At 52.3% G+C, this 23,741-nt stretch carries 19 protein-coding genes and 1 pseudogene; 14 read left to right on the top strand and 6 right to left on the bottom strand.

Annotated features, from left to right (window positions below; all coding sequences use genetic code 11):
* Nucleotides 1-9 precede the first annotated feature (9 nt).
* A complete protein-coding gene (siiF, locus tag NAZ64_RS18065) occupies nt 10-2,076 on the top strand; it encodes an SPI-4 type I secretion system protein SiiF (protein WP_000358571.1) in 2,067 nt (688 codons plus the stop codon).
* A gap of 278 nt (nt 2,077-2,354) precedes the next feature.
* On the opposite strand, the gene NAZ64_RS18060 is transcribed toward siiF, so the two are convergent.
* Nucleotides 2,355-2,636 (bottom strand): YjcB family protein, encoded by a 282-nt coding sequence (locus NAZ64_RS18060; protein ID WP_483641001.1) that lies wholly within the window; start codon nt 2,634-2,636, stop codon nt 2,355-2,357.
* A 561-nt stretch (nt 2,637-3,197) separates the two neighbouring features.
* Here NAZ64_RS18060 and NAZ64_RS18055 point away from each other — a divergent pair.
* Nucleotides 3,198-4,799 (top strand): EAL domain-containing protein, encoded by a 1,602-nt coding sequence (locus NAZ64_RS18055; protein WP_000083652.1) that lies wholly within the window; start codon nt 3,198-3,200, stop codon nt 4,797-4,799.
* Here the strand turns inward: NAZ64_RS18055 and soxS are convergent.
* Complete coding sequence (gene soxS / locus NAZ64_RS18050) at nt 4,787-5,110, bottom strand: superoxide response transcriptional regulator SoxS (protein ID WP_000019483.1); 324 nt, start codon at nt 5,108-5,110, stop codon at nt 4,787-4,789. The two genes, NAZ64_RS18055 and soxS, sit on opposite strands and share 13 nt — an antisense overlap.
* Nucleotides 5,111-5,196: 86 nt before the next feature.
* On the opposite strand from soxS, the gene soxR reads away from it, so the two are divergent.
* The 4 genes from soxR to NAZ64_RS18030 all read left to right on the top strand — a co-directional run bounded on the left by soxR (nt 5,197) and on the right by NAZ64_RS18030 (nt 10,109).
* Entirely contained in the window at nt 5,197-5,655 is a 459-nt protein-coding gene (soxR, locus tag NAZ64_RS18045; protein WP_000412686.1) for a redox-sensitive transcriptional activator SoxR, read from the top strand.
* 292 nt (nt 5,656-5,947) lie between these two features.
* On the top strand, nt 5,948-6,616 hold the full coding sequence (locus NAZ64_RS18040; RefSeq protein WP_000958575.1) for a glutathione S-transferase family protein: 669 nt from the start codon (nt 5,948-5,950) through the stop codon (nt 6,614-6,616).
* A gap of 347 nt (nt 6,617-6,963) precedes the next feature.
* Complete coding sequence (gene ghxP / locus NAZ64_RS18035; protein ID WP_000106907.1) at nt 6,964-8,313, top strand: guanine/hypoxanthine transporter GhxP; 1,350 nt, start codon at nt 6,964-6,966, stop codon at nt 8,311-8,313.
* Nucleotides 8,314-8,462: 149 nt separating this feature from the next.
* Complete coding sequence (locus tag NAZ64_RS18030; RefSeq protein WP_000402189.1) at nt 8,463-10,109, top strand: Na+/H+ antiporter; 1,647 nt, start codon at nt 8,463-8,465, stop codon at nt 10,107-10,109.
* Between the two features lie 94 nt (nt 10,110-10,203).
* On the opposite strand, the gene NAZ64_RS18025 is transcribed toward NAZ64_RS18030, so the two are convergent.
* On the bottom strand, nt 10,204-11,091 hold the full coding sequence (locus NAZ64_RS18025) for a LysR family transcriptional regulator (RefSeq protein ID WP_000354962.1): 888 nt from the start codon (nt 11,089-11,091) through the stop codon (nt 10,204-10,206).
* Between the two features lie 103 nt (nt 11,092-11,194).
* On the opposite strand from NAZ64_RS18025, the gene NAZ64_RS18020 reads away from it, so the two are divergent.
* Together NAZ64_RS18020 and NAZ64_RS18015 are read left to right on the top strand one after the other, a co-directional pair.
* Complete coding sequence (locus NAZ64_RS18020; RefSeq protein WP_000257347.1) at nt 11,195-11,605, top strand: CidA/LrgA family protein; 411 nt, start codon at nt 11,195-11,197, stop codon at nt 11,603-11,605.
* Nucleotides 11,598-12,287, top strand: a complete 690-nt coding sequence (locus NAZ64_RS18015; protein WP_001067096.1) for an LrgB family protein — start codon at nt 11,598-11,600, stop codon at nt 12,285-12,287. Before NAZ64_RS18020 ends, NAZ64_RS18015 begins: the two co-directional genes overlap by 8 nt.
* A gap of 38 nt (nt 12,288-12,325) precedes the next feature.
* On the opposite strand, the gene actP is transcribed toward NAZ64_RS18015, so the two are convergent.
* The 3 genes from actP to acs all read right to left on the bottom strand — a co-directional run bounded on the left by actP (nt 12,326) and on the right by acs (nt 16,484).
* The gene (gene actP, locus NAZ64_RS18010) at nt 12,326-13,975 is read right to left on the bottom strand and encodes a cation/acetate symporter ActP (protein ID WP_000832526.1); all 1,650 of its coding nucleotides are present in this window, start codon (nt 13,973-13,975) and stop codon (nt 12,326-12,328) included.
* Nucleotides 13,972-14,286, bottom strand: coding sequence for a DUF485 domain-containing protein (locus NAZ64_RS18005; RefSeq protein WP_220569925.1), 315 nt, complete (start codon nt 14,284-14,286; stop codon nt 13,972-13,974). The genes actP and NAZ64_RS18005 overlap by 4 nt, the downstream gene beginning before the upstream one ends.
* Nucleotides 14,287-14,525: 239 nt before the next feature.
* Nucleotides 14,526-16,484 (bottom strand): acetate--CoA ligase, encoded by a 1,959-nt coding sequence (acs, locus tag NAZ64_RS18000; RefSeq protein ID WP_000083874.1) that lies wholly within the window; start codon nt 16,482-16,484, stop codon nt 14,526-14,528.
* A gap of 431 nt (nt 16,485-16,915) precedes the next feature.
* On the opposite strand from acs, the gene nrfA reads away from it, so the two are divergent.
* The 6 genes and pseudogenes from nrfA to nrfG all read left to right on the top strand — a co-directional run bounded on the left by nrfA (nt 16,916) and on the right by nrfG (nt 23,499).
* Entirely contained in the window at nt 16,916-18,352 is a 1,437-nt protein-coding gene (gene nrfA / locus NAZ64_RS17995) for an ammonia-forming nitrite reductase cytochrome c552 subunit (protein ID WP_000101775.1), read from the top strand.
* A gap of 111 nt (nt 18,353-18,463) precedes the next feature.
* Nucleotides 18,464-19,030, top strand: coding sequence for a cytochrome c nitrite reductase pentaheme subunit (gene nrfB / locus NAZ64_RS17990; protein WP_000115065.1), 567 nt, complete (start codon nt 18,464-18,466; stop codon nt 19,028-19,030).
* Nucleotides 19,027-19,698 carry a cytochrome c nitrite reductase Fe-S protein gene (nrfC, locus tag NAZ64_RS17985; protein ID WP_001527214.1) on the top strand — a complete coding sequence of 224 codons (672 nt, stop codon included), beginning with the start codon at nt 19,027-19,029 and terminating at the stop codon, nt 19,696-19,698. Before nrfB ends, nrfC begins: the two co-directional genes overlap by 4 nt.
* A complete protein-coding gene (gene nrfD / locus NAZ64_RS17980; protein ID WP_220569480.1) occupies nt 19,695-20,651 on the top strand; it encodes a cytochrome c nitrite reductase subunit NrfD in 957 nt (318 codons plus the stop codon). The genes nrfC and nrfD overlap by 4 nt, the downstream gene beginning before the upstream one ends.
* Nucleotides 20,644-22,882, top strand: a pseudogene (gene nrfF / locus NAZ64_RS17975) (heme lyase NrfEFG subunit NrfF). Before nrfD ends, nrfF begins: the two are co-directional and overlap by 8 nt.
* Entirely contained in the window at nt 22,879-23,499 is a 621-nt protein-coding gene (gene nrfG / locus NAZ64_RS17970; protein WP_000083232.1) for a heme lyase NrfEFG subunit NrfG, read from the top strand. The pseudogene nrfF and the gene nrfG overlap by 4 nt, the downstream one beginning before the upstream one ends.
* Nucleotides 23,500-23,741 lie beyond the last annotated feature (242 nt).

Genomic DNA, 23,741 nt, shown 5'->3' with positions numbered 1-23,741 from the left:
GGTTTACTTATGGATAAAAAACTAGAACCTTATTATTTAAGTGCGGAAACGGCATTATCTATAGTGTCTAAAAAATTCAACATAAAAATTGACATCAAAGAGGATGATATAAATTTAAGATTTAAAAAGTACGACAGAAATAACACTGACGACTCTATACAAATGAAGAATTTCTTTTTGTCGTTAGGGCTTTCTCTACAGGATATATTATTTAATAATGGTGAGGATTTACTAAATGAGCCTATGCCGATTTTACTATTAACGCCAGAAATGAAGTGGATGGTGTGTGTGAGCGGCGGGCAAAAAATAAAGTTGGTAAACGCGCGCGGTGAACTCTGTTATGTTGAAATTGAAGATGAATATTTAAAAGAGTTATCTGCATTTAGTATACTACCTTTAAATAAAGTTGTTGATAGTATAAGAGTAAAAAATATCATAAAAAACTCTTTATCGATGAACAAGATTTTTTATACTAAATACTTCTTTTCATCTCTTTTTATGGCAATTTTTGCGTTAACTATCCCAGTATTTAGTAATCTATTCTATGATAAGCTTGTTCCAAGTGCTTCGGTTTCATCTTTATTTGGTGTGGCTATAATTGTTGCTGTATTTATTGTTTTTGAGTTTATTCTTCGTACTTCGAAAGATATTTATCAGTCTATCACAGCAAGGCAGGATGACGTCGATATTGATATCGCATTTCTTGAAGCGGTCCTTTATAGTAAAAAGAAAAATGGCAGATCCATGTCATCAGCATTTGTGCTATGGAATGAGTTTCAGAAAATTAAACCCGTTTTATTAAACTCGATCTTTCAACGTATAGCCGATATTCCAATATTTATTATATTTCTCATTGTTATATATGTAAATTTAGGTCTGGTTGTTATTGTACCTGTTACCATGTTTATCGTCTCTATTATTATTTCCATCGTTAACCACCATTATACTAATGAGTTAATGAACAAACAAAAAGAAGGACAGAAGAACAGGAATATTTTCATCTCAGAAGTTTTCTTATCTATTAAAATGATCCATACCTTAAATAATCAAGGTTTACTTTTTGATTGGGTTAATACATCAAATGAACAGTCGTATCTTAACCTGAAGATAAGGAAATTAAATCTTATCTATCAATCTATATTGGGTAGTATGTCATCTATTACCCAAATAACTATTATGGTAATAGCCTTTTTTATGGTAATTAAGGGTGATGTTACCACTGGCGCAATTGTTTCATCTGTCATTGTCTCTGGCCGTATCTCCGGGATCATTTCGAATTTTTCTTCTACATTAATCTCTATTTTATCAGCAGAAAAAACCGGTAAGGATCTGCTTTCTTTTTTTGATGAAGATCAGGCAGAAAAAACACCGGCATTACAGTCCATATCAAAGTGCAATGGCGATATCTCTATCCGGGGCGTGAGTTATCAGTATGATGCTCAATCTCCGATGATTATTAACCGACTGTCTATAGACATACCTGCGGGGCAACGTGTCGCGGTGGTAGGCGAATGCGGTGCAGGAAAAAGCTCATTACTGGGAATGCTATCTGGCTACCTTTCGCCAACAGACGGTGCCATCTTATATGATGGATATAACTTAGGACATTTATCGCAGAACTTTTTTTCTCAGCATTTAAGTGTGGTGACGACACATGATGTTTTATTCACCGGAACCATTGAAAGTAATTTCGCGTTAAAACCGCAAAACGACAGGGGCCGGGTACTGAAGGCGCTTCATCTGGCGAACTGTGGTTTTATCTTGCAACATCCTATGGGGCTGAAGTTTCCGGTGAATTTTATGGCTAAAAACCTGTCATCCGGACAGCAGCAGCAGTTATTATTAGCACGCAGTCTGAGCAGTAACGCCAGCGTCTTTTTATGGGATGAACCAACATCAAATCTGGATGAGAATACCGAGAAGCAAATTTTTGATAACTTAGATGAGTTTATTCATGGGAAAACGTTGATCATGGTGACGCATCGTCGATACCTGATAAAGTATTTTGACCGGGTCCTGGTAATGAAAGGTGGGAAAATAATCCGTGATTGTTCTCCGGATAAATTATTAATGTAAAATAAGCAGCGCTTGTCGCTGTTATCAGGCGGTACTATTTAATAAAAAAGACCCGTTGCACAAACGGGTCTTTTTTTGTCATTTAACGAGTCGGCAATGTTTTCAATAAGTTTAGCTCGATTCTGTTAGGGCTATTCCACTTGCCATTTTTGGATAACCACACCTGGCGGCCCTCATCAACGGTTATGTGAGGGACGTGATGATGCGCAAGGCTACCCCTGGCGCGCGATTCCGCGTTGAGATAACCGGTGGGCGACTTCACCGGCAGCGATAGCGTATCAGGTCAGCACCATCGGCCATTCTGGCGGGGTCTGGCTCATCGTTTCGACCATTACGGCTTCAATGTTATGCCAGATCGCGGCGAGATTCATCATGGTAATACCGAGTAAACCGGTGGCAAACCAGCAGGCGAATACCACGCCCAGACCGCTACTGATCACTGCCAGACCAATATAATCTGATTTACGGAAACGGATATTGAGCGTGCTGGCTAAAAACATGAGCACGGCGCTCAACAGTTGCCAGCGGAGAAGAACGACACCAGTGGTTATGGCAGCCATGAAACATTTCCTCTGAATAGACCTTTGTCCAGGACAGCGCGGCGTTGTTCCCGGGAAACGTGGGACATTCTGGCTATCAACGGACGTCACATCAACATCGAATGAAACATTGTTTCTGTTTCATTATTTTTGTGAACTATATCACAAAAACCAGCTTGTTCGCCAGATGGATAATGTATTTTTTGTGCGTTTTATAACCGTATTTTTTGTGTGACTTCTGCGCGTCCGTAGAGAAACTGCCGGAAAGCAAAGATGTATTATTACTACTCTTTTATTTTTTTCGTGAAATTCAGACCTGATAAAAATATCAAGTTATTTATCAAAAGAAAGGAGTAAAGATGTATACCCCATCGTTTACTTGAGTATAAATCTGATATTGTCAAAAATATTTAGCGTCCTGCCAGGTATGCGAAAGAGATTGCGCGTAGTTATTAATGGTAAATGTTGATCGGTAAAAGTCTGTTGCTAATATTGATAAATTCATGCACCGTAAACCTCCGTTTGGTTCACGTCTTATTTTGCCAACAATAGTCACAAATAATGCAGGGAAATAGGCTGAAAATGAGTCAAAGCACACGACGCAAGGTGTTGAGATTTCTCGGAACGATCATTGTGGTGTTACTTCCTGTATTGCTGGCGATCTGGTTTGCTCATATCCGGGCAGTCTCTGAAACCAGAAATCAGTTACATTCATTTGCGCAGTTGGTATTAGATAAAACGGAGCGGGTTATCCTGCAAGCAGATTTAGCCCGCGATGCCGCTGAACAATATCAGGGGCAAGCCTGTACGCCAGCCCATCAACAGCGAATGCTGAATATTATCCGCGGTCGTTTGTACATTAATGAGTTGATTTATGCTAAGGGCCAGCGTTTTCTATGCTCTACGGTTATGACGCCAACAAGTCCTTATTTTATTCCCCGCGCTGACTATAAACGAAAGCCTGACATCGCTATTTATTACTATCGTGATACGCCTTTTTTCAACGGTTATAAAATGACATATATGCAGCGGGGAAACTATGTCGCGGTTATCAATCCCTTATCTTATAGCGAGGTGATGTCAGACGATCCGGCGTTGGCCTGGGGAATGTATGATACGGTGACCAACACCTTTTTCTCCCTGAGTGAACAGGCGCAGGCTGATCAGCTATTACCTTTGGTACGACGGAGTGAACCTGTGTTCCAACAGGGTGAGCGTTTTTATACTCTGGTTAAATCAGCAAAACGACCGGTTGCCGCGATTGTGTCAACCTCAAAGCAACGCTTTTACCAGAACCTCTTTCATCAGCTTACGTTAACGCTACCGTTAGGGATCATCTGTAGCATTATCGTCTTATTTATGTGGTCACGATCCCGGCAGGCATATTACTCACCGCGTCGATTGCTGCAACGGGCCATTACCAGGCACCAGCTTTGCCTTCATTATCAGCCGATCATTGATATCCGAAACGGGACATGTGTAGGTGCCGAAGCGCTATTGCGTTGGCCGGGCTATCACGGTCCGGTGATGAGCCCGTGCGAATTTATTCCGCTGGCGGAAAAAGAGGGGATGATTGAGCAGATCACCGATTATGTCGTCGAAGAGGTATTTAATGATTTAGGTGGTTTTCTGGCCGCGCACCCGCATCTTTATGTCTCTATCAATCTCTCTGCCGCCGATTTTCTCTCTTCCCGACTAATTGTGATGATTCATGAAAAAACGCGTCAGCATTCAGTGCTTGCGCAACAGATAAAGGTTGAAGTGACTGAGCGCGGATTTATTGATGTGCCTAAAATGACGCCGATTATTCAGGCGTTTCGCCAGGCGGGATACGAGGTGGCAATTGATGACTTTGGTACCGGCTATTCGAACTTGCATAACCTGTACTCATTAAATGTCGACCTTTTAAAAATTGATAAATCTTTTGTCGACACGCTAACCACTAATAGCGCCAGCCATTTGATTGTGGAACATATTATTGAAATGGCGCAAAGTTTGCGGCTAAAAATCATTGCGGAGGGGGTTGAAACGGCTGAACAGGTTAGCTGGTTGCTAAAACGCGGCGTTCAGTATTGTCAGGGATGGCACTTTGCGAAGGCGTTACCACCGCAGGAATTCATCTCCTGGCTACAACAAACGCCCGCGCCTCTGACGATACGCGGGCAGACGCCCTACAGGCGGTGACGGTAATCGCTGGGAGTGCGATCGAACTCGCGGCGGAATACACGCGAGAAGGTTTGCTGCGATACATAGCCCAGGTCCATCGCGATATCAAAAATCGGGCGCTCGGTCGTTCGTAGCTCAACGGCCGCCAACAGGAGACGGCGCTGGCGAATATACTCGCCTAATGTTTGATGCGTTACCGTACGAAACATCCGCTGCAAATACCACTTGGAGTAGCCCGATTTTTTTGCCACCACATCAATGTTTAGCGGTTGGTCGATATGTTCATCAATCCATTCGATAAGGGTCTGAATTATCTGCTGATGCGACATATTGTTGCCTCTTAAACAGTATTCGATTCGTCGTTTTGTCTGCGGGCGAGTATAATTCCTCAAGTTAACTTGAGGTAAAGCGATTTATGGAAAAAAAATCTCCCCGTTTAAAAGCCTTACTGACGCCGGGGGAAGTTGCGAAACGTAGCGGTGTTGCTGTGTCCGCCCTGCACTTCTATGAAAGCAAAGGGCTAATTACCAGTATCCGTAATAGCGGTAACCAACGGCGATACAAGCGTGACGTGTTGCGTTATGTCGCGATTATCAAGATCGCCCAGCGTATCGGCATCCCGCTGGCAACTATCGGCGACGCGTTTGGTATCTTGCCGGAAGGGCATACGTTAAGCGCGAAAGAGTGGAAGCAGCTCTCCTCGCAGTGGCGCGAAGAGTTAGACCGACGTATTCATACGCTGGTGGCGTTGCGCGATGAGCTGGACGGTTGTATCGGCTGCGGCTGTTTATCGCGTAGCGACTGTCCGCTGCGAAATCCAGGCGACAGGCTTGGCGAACACGGGACGGGTGCCCGGCTGCTTGAAGATGATTAACATGCACTCGGCCATCGGGCTGAGTTCACCTAAAACTAAAGCGCCGCTAAGGGCGCTTTAGTTTGTTTCCGGTCTTTGTCTTTCGCTCTATCCCGCTGATTACAGGAGGGTTTCCCCCGACGTCAACACCCCTCATATCGAGCACGTGGTGGAGGTTCCGGTTTGTGTTGATACTGTAAGTGTAAGCGACGACGCCCTGTTCGCCAGCGAAATGCTGATTTTTTAGCCGAAATTTTTACGGCAACTGCCATAATTTTCTATAGTTAGTTGGCATACCTTACAGGAGACAGCCATGCTGACGGTGCACCATTTAAATCAGTCTCGTTCGCAGCGCATCCTCTGGGCGCTGGAAGAGCTGGCGTTGCCTTACCAGATTGTGCGTTACCAGCGTGAAAAGACCATGCTGGCGCCGCCGGCATTGAAAAAAGTGCATCCGCTGGGCAAGTCTCCGGTTATTGAAGATCACGGTATGGTTATTGCGGAATCGGGCGCCATCCTGGAATATTTGCAGGACACTTACGACAGTATCGGACGCTTTAAACCTGCGGATGCGCAGGGGAAACAACACTATCGATTCTGGCTACATTACGCTGAAGGTTCGCTCATGCCCTTACTATTGATGAGACTGCTCTTTACCTCTCTGGGTAAACCGCCGGTACCATTGGGCCTGCGAACGTTGGGCGGCGTTATCGGTAAGGGCGCGCAAAAAGCGTACCTCAATCCGCAACTGGAAACCCATGCGCGCTTTATTGACGGGCATCTGGCAAATCACCCCTGGTTTGCCGGAGAGCAGTTAAGTATGGCGGATATCCAGATGAGCTTCCCGCTATTTGCGCTGCTTGCCCGAGGCGGGATCGCTCATCTCGACCATATCAACGCATGGAAAGCGCGGGTAGAAATGCGTCCAGCCTGGCAGCGAGCGATTCAGCAGGGCGGTCCGTTTACCATTCCCGGCGGATAATGGCGTTTTTGTGAGCAGATTGCGCAACGTATTTGCTAACAGCGATGCGAAAAATTGTTGCTGGATTGCGCAGGGACGATAACGTTTGCGCATCGTCTGGCGATTTATTGAGCATACTAAGCAGAAAAGCATAAAAAGCGGCAAAGTTCAGTTGAAAAAGCGTTGATGATCGCTGGATAATCGTTTGCTTTTTTTTTGCCACCCGTTTTGTATACGTGGAGCTAAACGTTTGCTTTTTTGCGGCGCCCCGGTTGTCGTAAATGTAGCACAAGGAGATAACGTTGCGCTGTTAGTGGATTACCTCCCGCGTATACCGACGAATAATAAATTCTCAGGGGATGTTTTCTATGTCTACGCCTTCAGCGCGTACCGGCGGTTCACTCGACGCCTGGTTTAAAATTTCACAACGCGGGAGCACCGTTCGCCAGGAAGTCGTTGCTGGCTTAACCACGTTTCTTGCGATGGTTTACTCCGTCATCGTGGTGCCAGGGATGCTGGGTAAAGCCGGGTTCCCGCCTGCCGCCGTCTTTGTAGCGACCTGCCTGGTCGCCGGCGTCGGCTCTATCGTTATGGGGCTTTGGGCGAATCTGCCGCTGGCTATCGGTTGCGCTATCTCGTTGACGGCGTTTACCGCGTTTAGCCTGGTCCTGGGGCAGCATATTAGCGTCCCGGTCGCGCTTGGCGCCGTATTCCTGATGGGCGTACTGTTTACCGTTATCTCCGCCACCGGCATTCGTAGCTGGATTTTGCGTAACTTGCCACAGGGCGTTGCCCACGGAACCGGTATCGGTATTGGCCTGTTTTTGTTGCTGATTGCCGCCAACGGCGTCGGCCTGGTCATTAAAAACCCGCTGGATGGCCTGCCGGTCGCGCTGGGCGATTTCGACACCTTCCCGGTGATTATGTCGCTTGTAGGGCTGGCTGTTATTCTCGGTCTGGAAAAGCTGAAAGTCCCCGGCGGCATTCTGTTGACCATTATTGGCATTTCTATTGTGGGTTTGCTCTTCGATCCTAACGTCCATTTTTCCGGCATTTTCGCCATGCCTTCGTTGAGCGATGAAAACGGCAACTCGCTGATCGGCAGCCTGGATATTATGGGCGCGTTAAACCCTGTCGTTCTGCCAAGCGTACTGGCGCTGGTGATGACGGCGGTGTTTGATGCGACCGGCACGATCCGTGCGGTCGCAGGGCAGGCTAATCTGCTGGACAAAGATGGACAAATTATCGATGGCGGCAAAGCGCTAACCACCGACTCCCTGAGTAGCGTTTTCTCCGGCCTGGTCGGGGCGGCGCCTGCGGCGGTGTATATCGAGTCTGCGGCTGGTACGGCGGCGGGTGGTAAAACGGGCCTGACGGCGATTACCGTGGGCGTGCTGTTTTTGCTGATCCTGTTTCTTTCGCCGCTCTCTTATCTCGTTCCCGTCTACGCAACCGCCCCGGCGCTCATGTATGTCGGTCTGCTGATGCTGAGTAACGTGGCGAAAATCGATTTTGCTGATTTCGTCGATGCGATGGCGGGGCTGGTAACGGCTGTATTTATTGTACTGACCTGTAACATTGTCACCGGGATTATGATCGGCTTTGCCACGCTGGTCGTCGGGCGTCTGGTTTCCGGCGAATGGCGTAAGCTGAATATCGGAACTGTCGTCATTGCGGTCGCGCTGGTCGCTTTTTATGCCGGCGGCTGGGCTATCTAGTTCTGCCTTCATTCTGAAAAACGGGCGGCGTTGGTCGCCCGTTTTCATTTTCAGGACACATCACGTTACCTTTTGCGTTAATCTGAAGAAGGTGAAACCGAGGCATGATGCCTTTCTCCATCATAAAAAACATCGCAAACAGGGAACGCATGGAAATTTTCTTCACAATACTCATCATGACCCTTGTGGTCTCGCTGTCGGGGGTATTTACGCGTGTATTACCCTTCCAGCTTCCTTTACCCCTTATGCAGATCGCCATTGGCGCGCTGTTGGCGTGGCCGACGTTTGGTTTGCATGTGGAATTCGACCCGGAACTCTTCCTGGTGCTGTTTATTCCGCCGCTGCTGTTTGCGGATGGCTGGAAGACGCCGACCCGTGAATTTCTTGAGCATGGACGAGAGATTTTCGGGCTGGCGCTGGCGCTGGTCCTGGTAACGGTCGTGGGAATCGGCTTCCTGATTTATTGGCTGGTGCCCGGCATTCCGCTGATCCCCGCCTTTGCGCTGGCCGCCGTGCTGTCGCCGACCGATGCGGTAGCGCTCTCCGGAATTGTGGGCGAGGGGCGCATCCCGAAAAAAATCATGGGCATTCTGCAGGGAGAGGCGTTAATGAACGACGCCTCCGGTCTGGTATCGCTGAAATTCGCCGTCGCGGTGGCGATGGGGACGATGGTCTTTACCGTCGGCGGCGCGACGCTGGAATTTTTTAAGGTCGCTATCGGCGGTATTCTGGCGGGTTTTGTGGTCAGTTGGCTGTATGGCCGCTCGCTGCGTTTTTTGAGCCGCTGGGGCGGCGATGAACCCGCGACGCAAATTGTCCTGCTGTTTCTGCTGCCCTTCGCGTCTTACCTGATTGCCGAGCATATTGGCGTCTCAGGCATCCTGGCCGCGGTTGCCGCCGGGATGACCATCACCCGTTCTGGCGTAATGCGCCGCGCGCCGCTGGCAATGCGTTTGCGCGCGAACAGTACCTGGGCGATGCTGGAATTTGTCTTTAACGGTATGGTCTTTCTGCTGTTGGGACTGCAATTGCCGGGTATTCTGGAATCTTCGCTGGCGGCGGCGGAAGCTGACCCGAATGTCGAAACCTGGATGCTCTTTACCGATATCGTGCTGATTTATGCGGCATTGATGCTGGTTCGCTTCGGCTGGCTGTGGACCATGAAAAAGTTCAGCCTGCGCTTTTTGAAGAAGAAACCGATGGAGTTCGCCAGCTGGACGTCGCGTGAAATTCTGATTGCCTCCTTCGCTGGCGTTCGTGGGGCGATCACCCTGGCTGGTGTGCTCTCTATACCGTTACTTTTGCCGGATGGTAGCGGATTTCCGGCGCGTTATGAACTGGTATTCCTGGCGGCTGGCGTCATTCTGTTCTCGTTATTTGTCGGCGTGATCATGCTGCCGCTGCTGTTGCAACATCTGGAAGTCGCCGATCATGCGCAACAGTTGAAAGAGGAGCGTATCGCCCGCGCGGCGACGGCGGAAGTGGCGATTGTTGCCATTCAGAAAATGGAAGAGCGTCTGGCGGCGGATACCGAAGAAAACATCGATAATCAGTTGCTTACTGAAGTAAGCTCGCGTGTCATTGGTAACTTGCGTCGCCGTGCCGATGGGCGAAACGATGTCGAAAGCTCCATACAGGAAGAAAACCTGGAGCGACGTTTCCGTCTGGCGGCGCTGCGTTCCGAGCGCGCCGAGTTGTATCATCTGCGCGCCACGCGAGAAATCAGCAATGAAACATTGCAAAAGCTGCTGCACGACCTGGATTTGATGGAAGCGCTACTGATAGAAAATCAGTAGTCCTTGTGGCCCGGTGGCGCCATGCTTACCGGGCCTACAAGTAGTCCGGATAAGGTGCTTGCGCCGCCATCCGGCAAGGGTTTTAACCCATGGTTTACGGTTGTTTCAGCCAAAACCCTTCGCAACAGGTTAACCATGCCCGGGCGCTGTGCGACAGATACACGCCCTCTCGCCAAATCATGCCCAACTGCCAGCGGAGATCGCTTTCCAGCGGTAGCCAGCGCAGCGTGGCCTTATCCAGACGCTGACAAATTGGCTCCGGCAAAATGGCGATGCCGACGCCCGCTTGCACCATGGCGGCGAGAAAATCCCATTGCCCGCTGCGCACGGCAATCCGTGGTTTTACGTCATGCTGGCTAAATAAGGTCATCAACTGGCGGCTCAGGGCAAAGTCTTCGTTATAGATAAGAAGAGGATGCTCCGCCAGAGCTTCAGGCGCGATGGAGTCGCAGGTTGTCCACTGACCTGAACGGGGAACCAGCACGCACAGCGGATGACTGAACAGCGATAATGTCGTCAGCCCGCTCGCTTCTTCCACCGGGAGCGCGGTCATCGCAACATCCAGCTCGCCATTCATTACCGCCTGCTGTACCGTCAGGCCGCCAAACTCCGAAATTTTGAGTTCAACGCCAGGGTAGCGTTGTCGAAACAAACTGATTGGCCCGGCCATCAACATGCCGACCATCGGGGGAATACCCAGCCGCAGCACGCCCTTATTGAGATGGTTAATATCGCTCAACTCGGCCTCTAACTGGCGAAACTCAGCGAGGATCGCCAGACCGCGTTCAAACACCACGCGTCCGGTATCGGTCAGCAATAACTTACGTCCGTCGCGGATCAGTAGCGTACAGTTAAGCTCATCTTCAAGATTTTTCAGCATCTTGCTAATGGTGGGCTGGGTGACAAATAACTTCTCCGCTGCGCGGGTGAAACTTTGCTGGCGCACCACCTCGACAAAATAACGCAGCGTTCTGATATCCATGATTATTCCTTCCGACTATGCCTGCAATGATTTTAATTCATTTCTGCCCGTGACGGAGGTTCTCTATACTGGCGCTCCGTATTATTTTTCAGGACATTCCCTCATGGCTGTGGCGATAAGCCGCGTTACGCCTGCCGTTGTGCAACGACTCCAGGTACCGGTTCAGGTACTGCTCTATGCAGGTTTATTCATTTTTTCCCAATATCTTGTCTCCTGGCTGCACCTGCCGTTGCCCGCGAATCTGGTCGGCATGGTGCTTATGTTGGCGCTGATCGTTTGCCGGATTATTCCGCTTAGCTGGGTACGCGCAGGCGCACGCTGGCTGCTGGCGGAGATGCTGTTATTCTTTGTTCCCGCCGTCGTGGCGGTAGTGAACTATGCCCATCTGTTACTGGTGGACGGCTGGCGCATTTTCTCGGTGATAGCGATCAGTACCTTAATGGTACTCGGCGCGACGGCGTGGGTGGTGGATAAAGTGTATCGCTATGAGATGAGCAGGCTAAATCGTGAATAACGTTCAGTTAAGCGTACTGTGTCTGGTGATTACGCTGGGGATTTACTTCGCCAATAAGCGTCTGTATCGCCGTTTTCGCAAACTGCCGTTGATGCCATTAGTGTTGACGCCAGCACTGCTGGTGTTAATGCTGGTGTTCGGTCATATCTCCTGGCAAAACTATATTGGTGAATCGCACTGGCTATTGTGGCTGCTCGGCCCGGCGACCATTGCCTTTGCGGTGCCGGTGTACGATAACCTCGCGATTATCAAACGTCACTGGATGTCGCTCACCGCGGGCGTAGTGACGGCGACGGTGGTGGCGGTCACCAGTTCCGTTTGGCTGGCGCGTCTGTTCACGTTATCGGATGAGATTCAGCGTAGTCTGGCGGTACGTTCCGTTACTACGCCGTTTGCGCTGGCGGCGGCAGAACCCCTGGGCGGGCAGCCGGATCTGGTGGCGCTGTTCGTGGTCGTCACTGGCGTGTTTGGCATGGCGGTCGGCGACGCGCTATTTTTGCGTCTCTCTATCCGGGAAGGCATGGCAAAAGGGGCAGGATTCGGCGCGGCGTCACATGGGGCGGGCACGGCGCGTTCCTATGAACTTGGTCAGCAGGAGGGCGTCGTCGCCAGTCTGGTCATGATGCTGTCCGGCGTGGTGATGGTGCTGGCAGCCCCGCTGGTGGCGAGGGTGATGTTCTGATTTTCCTCCGACCCACGGGGCCGGAGGAAACGGTAAGATTAATGCGCACGCCCTTGTTGTACGCCGAATCCCGTTTGGGAGCGGATAAACTGAGCGCGGAACTGCTCACGTTCACGGTTGCCTTCTGCCGAGTTATCGGTGGCCGAGAAAAACCAGATCCCCAGGAACGCCACGCTGATAGAGAACAGCGCCGGATACTCATACGGGAAGATCGCTTTTTCGTGGCCGAGGATCTGCACCCAAATGGTAGGGCCAAGAATCATCAGCACCACCGCTGTCAGTAAACCTAACCAGCCGCCCAGCATAGCGCCGCGCGTGGTCAGTTTTGACCAGTACATGGAAAGCAGAATGATGGGGAAGTTGCAGCTCGCGGCGATAGCAAACGCCAGGCCCACCATAAAGGCGATGTTCTGATTTTCAAACAGGACGCCGAGGATAATGGCGATCACGCCCAGCACCAGGACGGTGATTTTCGACACCTTCAGCTCTTCACGTTCGGTTGCGCCTTTGCGGAACACGTTGGCGTACAAGTCATGCGACACCGCCGATGCGCCCGCCAGCGTCAGACCGGCGACCACCGCCAGGATAGTGGCGAAGGCCACGGCGGAGATAAAGCCGAGGAACAGGTTGCCCCCTACCGCGTTGGCCAGATGTACCGCCGCCATGTTATTGCCGCCAATCAGCGCGCCCGCGGCATCTTTATAGGCGGGATTCGCCCCCACCAGCATGATAGCGCCGAAGCCGATAATAAAGGTCAGAATGTAGAAATAGCCCATAAAACCGGTGGCGTAGAACACGCTCTTGCGCGCTTCGCGGGCATCGCTGACCGTAAAGAAACGCATCAGAATATGCGGCAATCCGGCGGTGCCGAACATCAGTCCCAGACCCAACGACAACGCGGAGATCGGATCTTTCACCAGCCCGCCCGGACTCATAATGGCTGAACCTTTCGGGTGTACCGCCATGGCTTCGGTAAACAGATTATTGAAGCTAAAGCCGACGTGTTTCATCACCATAAAGGCCATAAAACTGGCGCCAAACAGCAACAGGACGGCTTTGATAATTTGCACCCATGTTGTCGCCAGCATCCCGCCGAACAGCACGTACATCATCATCAGCACGCCGACCAGCACCACGGCGATGTGATAGTTGAGGCCGAACAGCAGTTCAATCAGTTTACCGGCGCCGACCATTTGGGCGATGAGATAAAGCGCCACCACTACCAGGGAGCCACAGGCCGAAAGAATACGGATTGGCCCCTGTTTCAGGCGATAAGAGGCAACGTCAGCAAAAGTATAACGTCCCAGATTACGCAGGCGCTCGGCAATCAAAAACAGGATGATTGGCCAGCCGACAAGGAAGCCCAGCGAATAGATCAGCCCGTCATAACCGGAGGTAAACACCAGCGCGGAAATGCCGAGAAATGACGCGGCGGACATATAGTCGCCGGCAATCGCCAGGCCGTTCTGGAACCCGGTGATATTGCCGCCAGCGGTGTAGTAGTCGCTACGGGAACGTACGCGTTTAGAGGCCCAGTAGGTAATACCGAGCGTAAACACGACGAAAATCAAAAACATGATAATCGCTTGCCAGTTGGTGGGCTGGCGTTCAACCGCGCCGCTAATGGCATCCGCCGCATGAGCGGCGAAGGGGAGAGCGGCGGCGAGCGCCGTCAGAACTCTCTTCATAATGCATTCACCTCATGCAGTACGGCGTTATTAAGACGATCGAATTCGCCATTCGCCCGCCAGATATAAATTCCGGTCAACACAAAAGAAATCACAATCACCCCGACGCCAATGGGAATTCCTCGGGTGACGCTGGTTCCCGCATGTAGAGGCGTGCCCAGCCAGCCAGGCGCGAAGGCGATCAGTAAAATAAAGCTGATATAAACCGCCAGCATGATAACCGACAGAATCGTGGCAAACCGTTGCCGTTTTTCAACTAATTCCCTGAAACGCGCACTGTCTTCTATCCGCTGATAAATTTGGTCATTCATCACAGAGCTCTCCAGAGGTCCCCCTGCGTCTTTCGCGCTACAGGCGCGTTGGCCGCACTCGCGCGCCCCAGCCACATAGTGAACTATGCTGCTGAGGGTGTGCTCGCTTGCCGCCTTCCTGTAACACGAAATCCTTTGGGGGAGGGTTTTTTATATTTCCCTCTCCCGGTTTGAGAGAGGGCAGGGGTAGGGTCGTAGGCCGGATAAAACGCTTTCGCGTTGCCATCCGGCATTTATGGTTATGACGGCATCGCGATGGCCTGCTTCTCTTCGAGCAGTTTCTCCACCACGCCAGGATCGGCGAGAGTCGAGGTATCGCCCAGATTGCTGGTATCGCCCGCCGCGATTTTGCGCAAAATGCGGCGCATAATTTTGCCGGAACGGGTTTTTGGCAGTGAGTCGGTCCAGTGCAGCACGTCCGGCGTCGCCAGTGGGCCAATCTCTTTACGTACCCAGTTGCGCACCTCCGCGTACAGTTCTGGCGACGGCTCCTCGCCGTGGTTGAGCGTCACATAAGCGTAAATCGCCTGGCCTTTGATAGCGTGTGGAATACCCACCACCGCCGCTTCGGCGATCTTCGGATGCGCCACCAGCGCCGATTCGATTTCCGCCGTACCCAGACGGTGGCCGGAGACGTTTAACACGTCATCCACGCGACCGGTGATCCAGTAATAGCCGTCTTCATCGCGACGCGCGCCGTCGCCGCTGAAATACATATTCTTAAAGGTAGAGAAATAGGTCTGCTCAAAACGTTCATGATCGCCGAACAGAGTGCGCGCCTGGCCCGGCCAGGAATCGGTGATGACCAGATTGCCTTCCGTCGCGCCTTCTTGCGGATGGCCTTCGTTATCCACCAGCGCAGGCTGTACGCCAAAGAAAGGACGGGTGGCGGAACCGGCTTTCAGTTCGATAGCGCCTGGTAGCGGCGTGATCATAAAACCGCCTGTTTCAGTCTGCCACCAGGTGTCGACGACCGGACATTTTTCCTTGCCGATCTTCTTCCAGTACCATTCCCACGCTTCGGGATTGATCGGCTCGCCGACGGAACCCAGAATGCGTAGTGAAGAACGGTCGGTGCCTTCAATGGCTTTATCGCCTTCCGCCATCAGCGCGCGGATGGCCGTCGGGGCGGTATAGAGAATGTTGACCTGGTGTTTGTCGACCACCTGGCACATGCGAGCGGGCGTTGGCCAATTCGGCACGCCTTCAAACATTAAGGTGGTCGCGCCGCAGGCCAGCGGGCCATACAACAGATAGCTGTGCCCCGTCACCCAACCCACATCGGCGGTACACCAGTAAATATCGCCAGGGTGATAATCAAAGACATACTTAAAGGTGGTCGCGGCGTAGACCAGATAGCCGCCGGTGGTGTGCAGCACGCCTTTCGGCTTGCCGGTGGAGCCGGAGGTATAAAGGATAAACAGCGGATCTTCGGCATTCATCGCTTCAGGCTGGTGCTCAGGGCTGGCTTTTTCAATCAAATCGCGCCACCACAGGTCGCGGTCTTCTTGCCAGTCAATGTCGCTGCCGGTGCGCTTCAGGACGATCACATGCTCAACGCTAGTGACATTCGGGTTTTTCAGCGCGTCATCGACATTCTTTTTCAGCGGGATACTGCGTCCGGCACGTACACCTTCGTCAGCGGTGATCACCAGCCGCGAGCTGGAGTCGATAATGCGTCCGGCGACGGCTTCCGGCGAGAAGCCCCCGAAGATCACCGAATGCACCGCACCGATGCGGGCGCAGGCCAACATTGCCACCGCCGCTTCCGGCACCATCGGCATATAAATCGCTACCACATCGCCTTTTTTAATGCCCAGATCCAGCAGTGTATTCGCGAAACGGCAGACATCGCGATGCAGTTCGCGATAAGAGATATGTTTACTCTGCGACGCGTCATCGCCTTCCCAGATAATGGCGGTGCGATCGCCATTTTCCTGCAAATGGCGGTCAAGACAGTTCGCTGCCAGATTCAGCGTGCCGTCCTCGTACCATTTAATCGACACATTGCCTGGCGCAAAGGAGGTGTTTTTCACTTTTTGGTACGGCGTGATCCAATCGAGAATTTTTCCCTGTTCGCCCCAAAACGTATCGGGGTCGTTAATAGACTGTTTATATTTAGTCTCATACTGCTCTGGATTTATCAGGCAACGATCCGCAATGTTGGCGGGAATGGCGTGTTTATGTGTTTGGCTCATGCTGTTGTTCTCCTTGTAGGATGTTAATAATATGTCGCATAAACGTTAAATGTAGGGTCTTAATAAGTTTTGTTTAGTATTTGGGCGACAGATCACGCAAAAAGGGAACTGTGCAAATAAGCAGCAATCTATTTTTTGATTGTGTCCCGCAAAATTAGATAAATTTTCGGGATAACATGACGTTATATGAAATTTTTTAAAAAAGTGATCCGTGTCCGGAAATCAGAAAAGAGAGGGAGTTTTGTCCAGGTTACTAACTCTAAAGTGGTATTTTACATACACTTACAATTGATTAAAGACAACATTTTAAGTGTGGTTATTTGTTACACATAGAGGAGATCAATGTAATAACAGTATTTGTGCGGTTGCTGTTATGGAAAACGATAAAAAATCGCCATTAAAGATAATGGCGCAATCTGGATGAGACCTCTATGGCAAGGAAAACACTACGCGCACGTCGTTTCTTCAGCCTTATATTTCCTTTTTTCTTCATTACCTCTGTTTACGCTGAGCAAACGCCTGAATCCGCAAAAACCGTTACTGTTGAAGCGAAAAATGAAACGTTCGCGCCTCAACACCCCGACCAATATCAGTCATGGAAAGCGACGTCAGAACAGTCTGCCCGTGAAGATGCGCTGGCGGAAGACCCTCGTCTGGTGATCCTGTGGGCGGGCTATCCCTTCTCCCGTGATTACAACAAACCACGCGGCCACGCGTATGCGGTAACCGACGTGCGCGAAACACTGCGTACCGGCGCGCCAAAAACGGCGGAAGACGGCCCGCTGCCGATGGCCTGCTGGAGTTGTAAAAGCCCCGATGTCGCGCGTCTTATCCAACAAGAAGGCGAAGACGGCTACTTCCATGGCAAATGGGCGCGAGGCGGCCCGGAAATTGTCAACGATTTGGGCTGTGCCGACTGTCATAACACCGCGTCGGACGATTTCGCCCAGGGGAAGCCAGCATTAACGTTGTCGCGCCCCTATGCCGAACGGGCGATGGAGGCTATCGGCAAACCGTTTGATAAAGCGGGACGATTTGATCAGCAATCGATGGTCTGCGGCCAGTGCCACGTGGAGTACTACTTTGACGGTAAAAACAAAGCCGTTAAGTTCCCGTGGGATGAGGGCATGAAGGTCGAAAATATGGAGCAATACTACGACGCCATCGCCTTCTCTGACTGGACTAACTCGCTGTCGAAAACCCCAATGCTCAAAGCGCAGCACCCGGAATATGAAACCTGGAGCGCGGGCATTCATGGTAAGAACAACGTGACCTGTATCGACTGCCACATGCCGAAAGTACAGAACGCCGAAGGCAAGCTCTACACCGACCATAAAATCGGCAACCCGTTCGACAATTTCGCGCAAACCTGCGCCAACTGCCACACCCAGGATAAAGCGTCCCTGCAAAAAGTGGTCGCCGAGCGTAAACAGGCGATTCATGACCTGAAAATCAAGGTTGAAGATCAGCTGGTACATGCGCACTTCGAAGCGAAAGCCGCATGGGATGCAGGGGCGACAGACGCGGAAATGAAACCGATTCTGAACGATATTCGCCACGCGCAGTGGCGTTGGGATCTGGCGATTGCGTCACACGGTATTCATATGCATGCCCCGGAAGAAGGTCTACGGATGTTAGGCAGTGCGATGGATAAAGCCGCGGATGCCCGTACTAAACTGGCGCGACTGCTGGCGACCAAAGGCATTACCCATGAAATTCCGCTGCCGGATATTTCGACGAAAGAGAAGGCGCAGAAAGCGATTGGTTTGAATATGCAACAAATCAACGCGGAGAAGCAGGACTTCCTGAAAACGGTCGTACCGCAGTGGGAAGATCAGGCGCGTAAAAACGGTCTGTTAAGCCAATAACCTCACATGTGACAAATTTGCCGGATGACAGCGCAAGCGCTTTATCCGGCCTACAGAAGTCTTGTAGGCCTTAAAGCTGCGCGCCATCAGGCATTATGCAATGGAGTGAATATGAGCGTATTACGTTCGTTATTAACTGCTGGGGTGCTGGCGTCAGGCCTGTTCTGGAGCCTGAGTGGAATCACTGCCACGCCAACGCCGCAGGAGTCGGATCAACGCTGGACGGTCACCCAGCAGCGTAATCCGGATGCTGCCTGTCTGGACTGTCACAAGCCGGACACCGAAGGTATGCACGGTAAACATACGGGCGCTATCAACCCGAACAATAAATTGCCGATAACCTGTACCAACTGCCACGGTCAACCGTCGCTTCACCACCGTGAAGGGGTGAAAGATGTGATGCGTTTTAACGACCCGATGTATACGGTAGAGCAACAGAACAGCGTCTGTATGTCCTGCCACTTGCCTGAACAACTGCAAAAAGCGTTCTGGCCGCACGATGTTCATGTTACTAAAGTGACCTGCGCCAGTTGCCATTCCCTGCATCCGCAGCAAGACACGATGCAGACGCTAAGCGAGAAAGGGCGGATCAAAATATGCGTGGATTGCCACAGCGATCAGCGTACTAACCCGCACTTTAATCCGGCGTCCGTTCCGTTGCTTAAGGAGCAGCCATGAGTTGCACCCGACGTCAATTTATTACCCGCGTCGGCGCGCTGGCGGCGGTCAGTGGGATGGCAGGACGCGTTGTAGCGAACACGTTGAATATTAATGGCGTGCGTTATGGCATGGTACACGATGAGTCATTATGCATCGGCTGCACGGCCTGCATGGATGCCTGTCGGGAAGTCAACACCGTGCCGGAGGGCGTATCGCGCCTGACGATTATTCGCAGCGAGCCGCAGGGGACGTTTCCGGAGGTGAAATATCGCTTTTTCCGCCACTCGTGCCAGCATTGCGACCATGCCCCCTGCGTTGACGTCTGCCCGACGGGGGCATCATTCCGCGATGCCGCCAGCGGTATTGTCGACGTGAATCCGGACCTTTGCGTCGGCTGCCAGTACTGCATTGCCGCGTGTCCCTACCGCGTGCGCTTTATCCATCCGGTGAGCAAAACGGCGGATAAATGCGATTTCTGCCGGAAAACCAACCTGAAAGCGGGCAAACAGCCCGCCTGCGTTGAGTCATGTCCGACGAAGGCGCTGACGTTTGGTAATCTGGACGATCCCAACAGCGATATCTCCCGTTTGTTGTGGCAGAAAACCACCTATCGTTACAAGCTGGCGCTGGGCACAAAACCGAAGGTCTACCGCGTTCCCTTTAACTATGGGGAGGTGAGCCAATGACACCCGCTTCTGCATTCCATTTTGCATCACTGGTGTGGGACTGGCCCATCGCCATCTATCTGTTTCTGATTGGCATCTCCGCCGGACTGGTCACGTTGGCGATTCTGCTGCGTCGCTTCCATCCGGAGGCGGGCGGTTCGGACAGCACGCTGCTGCGCACTACGCTGGTGTTAGGGCCGGGGGCGATTATTCTTGGTCTGCTGATTCTGGTCTTTCACCTGACGCGCCCGTGGACCTTCTGGAAGCTGATGTTCCACTACAGCTTTACCTCGGTGATGTCGATGGGGGTGATGCTGTTCCAGTTGTACATGGTAGTGCTGGTGCTGTGGCTGGCGAAAATCTTTGAAAAAGAGGTGATTGCCCTGCAACAGCGTTGGCTGCCGCGGTTAGGGATCGTGCAGAAAGTGTTGGCGCTAATAACGCCGTTTCATCGCGCGCTGGAGACGTTAATGCTGGTACTGGCGGTTCTGCTCGGAGCGTACACCGGCTTTCTGCTGTCGGCGCTGAAATCCTATCCGTTCCTGAATAACCCGATCCTGCCGGTGCTATTCCTGTTCTCCGGCATCTCCTCCGGCGCGGCGGTGGCGCTGATCGCTATGGCGTTACGCCATCGTAGCAACCCGCACAGCACCGAGGCGCGCTTTGTACATCGCATGGAAACCCCAGTGGTATGGCTGGAGATCTTCCTGCTGGCGGCCTTTTTTATCGGGCTGGCGCTGGGCGATGACGGCAAAATGCGCGCGCTGGCGGCGGCGCTGGGCGGCGGATTCTGGAGCTGGTGGTTCTGGCTTGGCGTCGTAGGGCTGGGATTGATTATCCCGCTGCTGCTGAAACCCTGGGTTAACCGTAGCGTCACGTTTCACGGCGTGCTGGCCGTTTGCGGCGCCAGTTTGACCGGCGTGCTGCTGCTGCGCTTTTTCATTCTTTATGCGGGACAGCTAACGGTTGCATAATCTGGACATCTTCCTTCCTGAAGCCGGATTTCTGGCGCTGTTGTTGAGTCTCGGGGTCAACGTGTTGACCCCGCTGGCGACGTGGTGCGGGATGGGTCAGCATTGGCGTGGCGTCATGCGCCTGACGACCTGCGGCGCGTGGATGGCGTTCACGCTGCTGCTACTGGCGTTTGCGATTCTGGTTAGCTGTTTTCTGACCAGCGATTTTTCGGTCGTTTATGTTGCGCAGCATAGCCATAGTCAATTGTCATGGGGACTGAAACTGGCGGCGGTATGGGGCGGTCATGAAGGCTCGCTCCTGCTGTGGGCGCTGCTTCTTTCGGGGTGGACGGCGCTATTCGCCTGGCGCTCCCGGCATGAATCTGACGCGCTTTTTCCGCTGACCCTGAGCATCTTGTCCCTCATTATGGCTTCGCTGCTGCTATTTATTGTGCTGTGGTCCGATCCGTTCCTGCGTATTTTCCCTCCCGCCATGGAAGGGCGCGACCTTAATCCCATGCTGCAACATCTGGGGCTGATCTTACATCCGCCTCTGCTCTATCTGGGTTATGGTGGCCTGATGATCGCGGCGAGCGTAGCGCTGGCTTCGTTACTGTGCGGCGGCTTTAACGCGGCAACCGCCTGGGTGTGCTGGCGCTGGGCGTTACCCGGCTGGTGCGCTCTGACGCTGGGGATCATTCTCGGATCGTGGTGGGCGTATTGCGAACTGGGCTGGGGCGGCTGGTGGTTCTGGGACCCGGTGGAAAATGCCTCGTTGTTGCCGTGGCTTGCCGCCAGCGCCTTGCTGCACAGTCTGTATGTCAGCCGCCAGCGCGGGAGCTTCCGTCACTGGTCGTTGCTGCTGGCGATACTGACGCTGATCCTCTCGTTGCTGGGAACGCTGATTGTGCGTTCCGGCATTCTTGTTTCGGTACATGCCTTTGCGCTGGATAACGTGCGCGCGGTGCCGCTGTTTACCCTTTTTGCCGCGTTAAGTCTGGCATCGCTTGTTCTGTACGGCTGGCGGGCGCGGGAGCCGTATCCGGCGACGCGTTTGGGCGGCGGAAAGTGCGAAACGCTCATTCTGACGACGCTGCTACTCTTTAGCGCCGTCTTGTTGATCGTGCTGGTCGGGACGCTCTACCCCATGATTTATGGTTTGATGGGCTGGGGAAGGCTTTCGGTGGGCGCGCCCTATTTTAATCGCGTCACGCTGCCGTTTGGCCTGCTGATGCTGGTAGTTATCGTGCTGGCGACAATCAGAAGCCGCAAAGTCTCTGTGCGTTGTCAGCTTCCGGCGTTGCTGGCGCATACGGGCGTATTTATCTTCGCCGCCGGGATCATGGTTTCCAGCGGCAGTCGGCATGAAATCAGTCTTAACCTCAGCCCCGGTCAGCAGGTGGTACTGGCGGGCTATACCTTTCGTTTCGAGCGTCTGGATCTGGAAGCCAAAGGCAACTACACCAGTGAAAAAGCGCTGATCACGTTGTGGCGGAATGAAAAACGCATTGGCAGCCTGCAGCCTGAAAGGCGCTTCTATGCCGCGCGTCGTCAACAGATGATGGAGCCGGGGATTCACTGGAACCTGCTACATGACTGGTACGCAGTGATGGGCGAAAAAACCGGAGCGGACCGTTACGCCATGCGCTTATGCGTGCAGACTGGCGTGCGCTGGATCTGGGGAGGGGGATTGTTGATGGTGTTTGGCGCGCTGCTGAGCGGATGGCGGGGGAGGAAGCGTGATGCGTAAATTACTCACAGCGTTGCCGGATGGCGGCGTAAACGCCTTATCCGGCCTACAGGATGCGCAAACCGTAGGCCGGATAAGCGTAGCGCCATCCGGCAGAAAGTTTTTACTCTTAACGATCGTCCTGTTTTTAATCACCTTCGCCACCCACGCCCAGGTGGTGGATACCTGGCGCTTTGACAATCCGCAACAGCAGGAAAAAGCGCTGTCTATTGCCGGTCAACTGCGCTGTCCGCAGTGTCAGAACCAGAATTTGCTGGAATCCAATGCGCCCGTGGCGGTCAGTATGCGCCATCAGGTTTACAGCATGGTGGCCGAAGGTAAAAGCGAAGCGGAAATCACCGCCTGGATGACCGACCGTTATGGTGATTTCGTACGCTACAACCCGCCGTTGAATGAGCAAACGCTGCTGTTGTGGACGCTGCCGTACCTGCTGTTATTGCTGGTGGGTGTGGTGGCCTGGCGGGTGAGAAAGCGTCAGCACGCAGAAAAGGGGGAACAATGAGCCAGTCTGAACACTCCACTGCGCCGTTACGTCCCATGCCCGTAAAGCGTCTGGCGGCTGCGGCGGTGTTGATGGTGGCTGCCTGTGTCGGCGGCTATCTGTTGACGCCGAAATGGCAGGCTGTGCGTAGCGAGCAACAGCGTCTGGCCGATCCGCTACGTGACTTTACGAACCCGCAAACGCCAGAGGCGCAGCTTTCCAGGCTGCAAGAAAAAATTCGCGCCAATCCGCAGGATAGCGAGCAATGGGCGCGGCTGGGCGAGTATTATCTCTATCGCAATGCGTATGACAATGCGCTGCTGGCATATCGTCAGGCGTTGCGTCTGCGAGGCGATAACGCGCAGCTTTTCGCCGCGCTGGCAACGGTGCTGTATTACCAGGCCGGACAACATATGACGCCTGCGACGCGTGAAATGATTAATAAAGCGTTAGCGCTGGATGCGACAGAAGTGACCGCGCAGATGCTGCTGGCGGCGGATGCGTTTATGCAGGCGGATTATGCGCAAGCCGTGTCGCTGTGGCAAACCTTACTGGACGCTAACTCGCCGCGAGTGAACCGCGCGCAGCTGGTAGAGGCCATTAATTTGGCTAAATTGTTACAAAATCGGCAGAAATAATTTTTTCTTTTTTGTGACTTTTGTCATGTGTGCTGTTTAAAAAAACGGCGAATGAGACACAAGTAAAAATTAATTACCTCAGTGTATTATTCGTTTTTGACGAAGTAAAAAACTTTCCATAACAAATAGTTATTCATCATTAACGCCATAAACTCGCGTTATTATGCATAAAAACAGCCAAAAGCCCTGTTATGAAAGGGTTGCGCAAGACGCTATGCAAATGATACTGATTATGCGCGTTA

The sequence above is a fragment of the Salmonella sp. A1325 genome (genome assembly GCF_056991255.1).
Note: the sequence above shows the minus strand (reverse complement) of the source record. Positions and strands in the feature narration are given on the sequence as shown.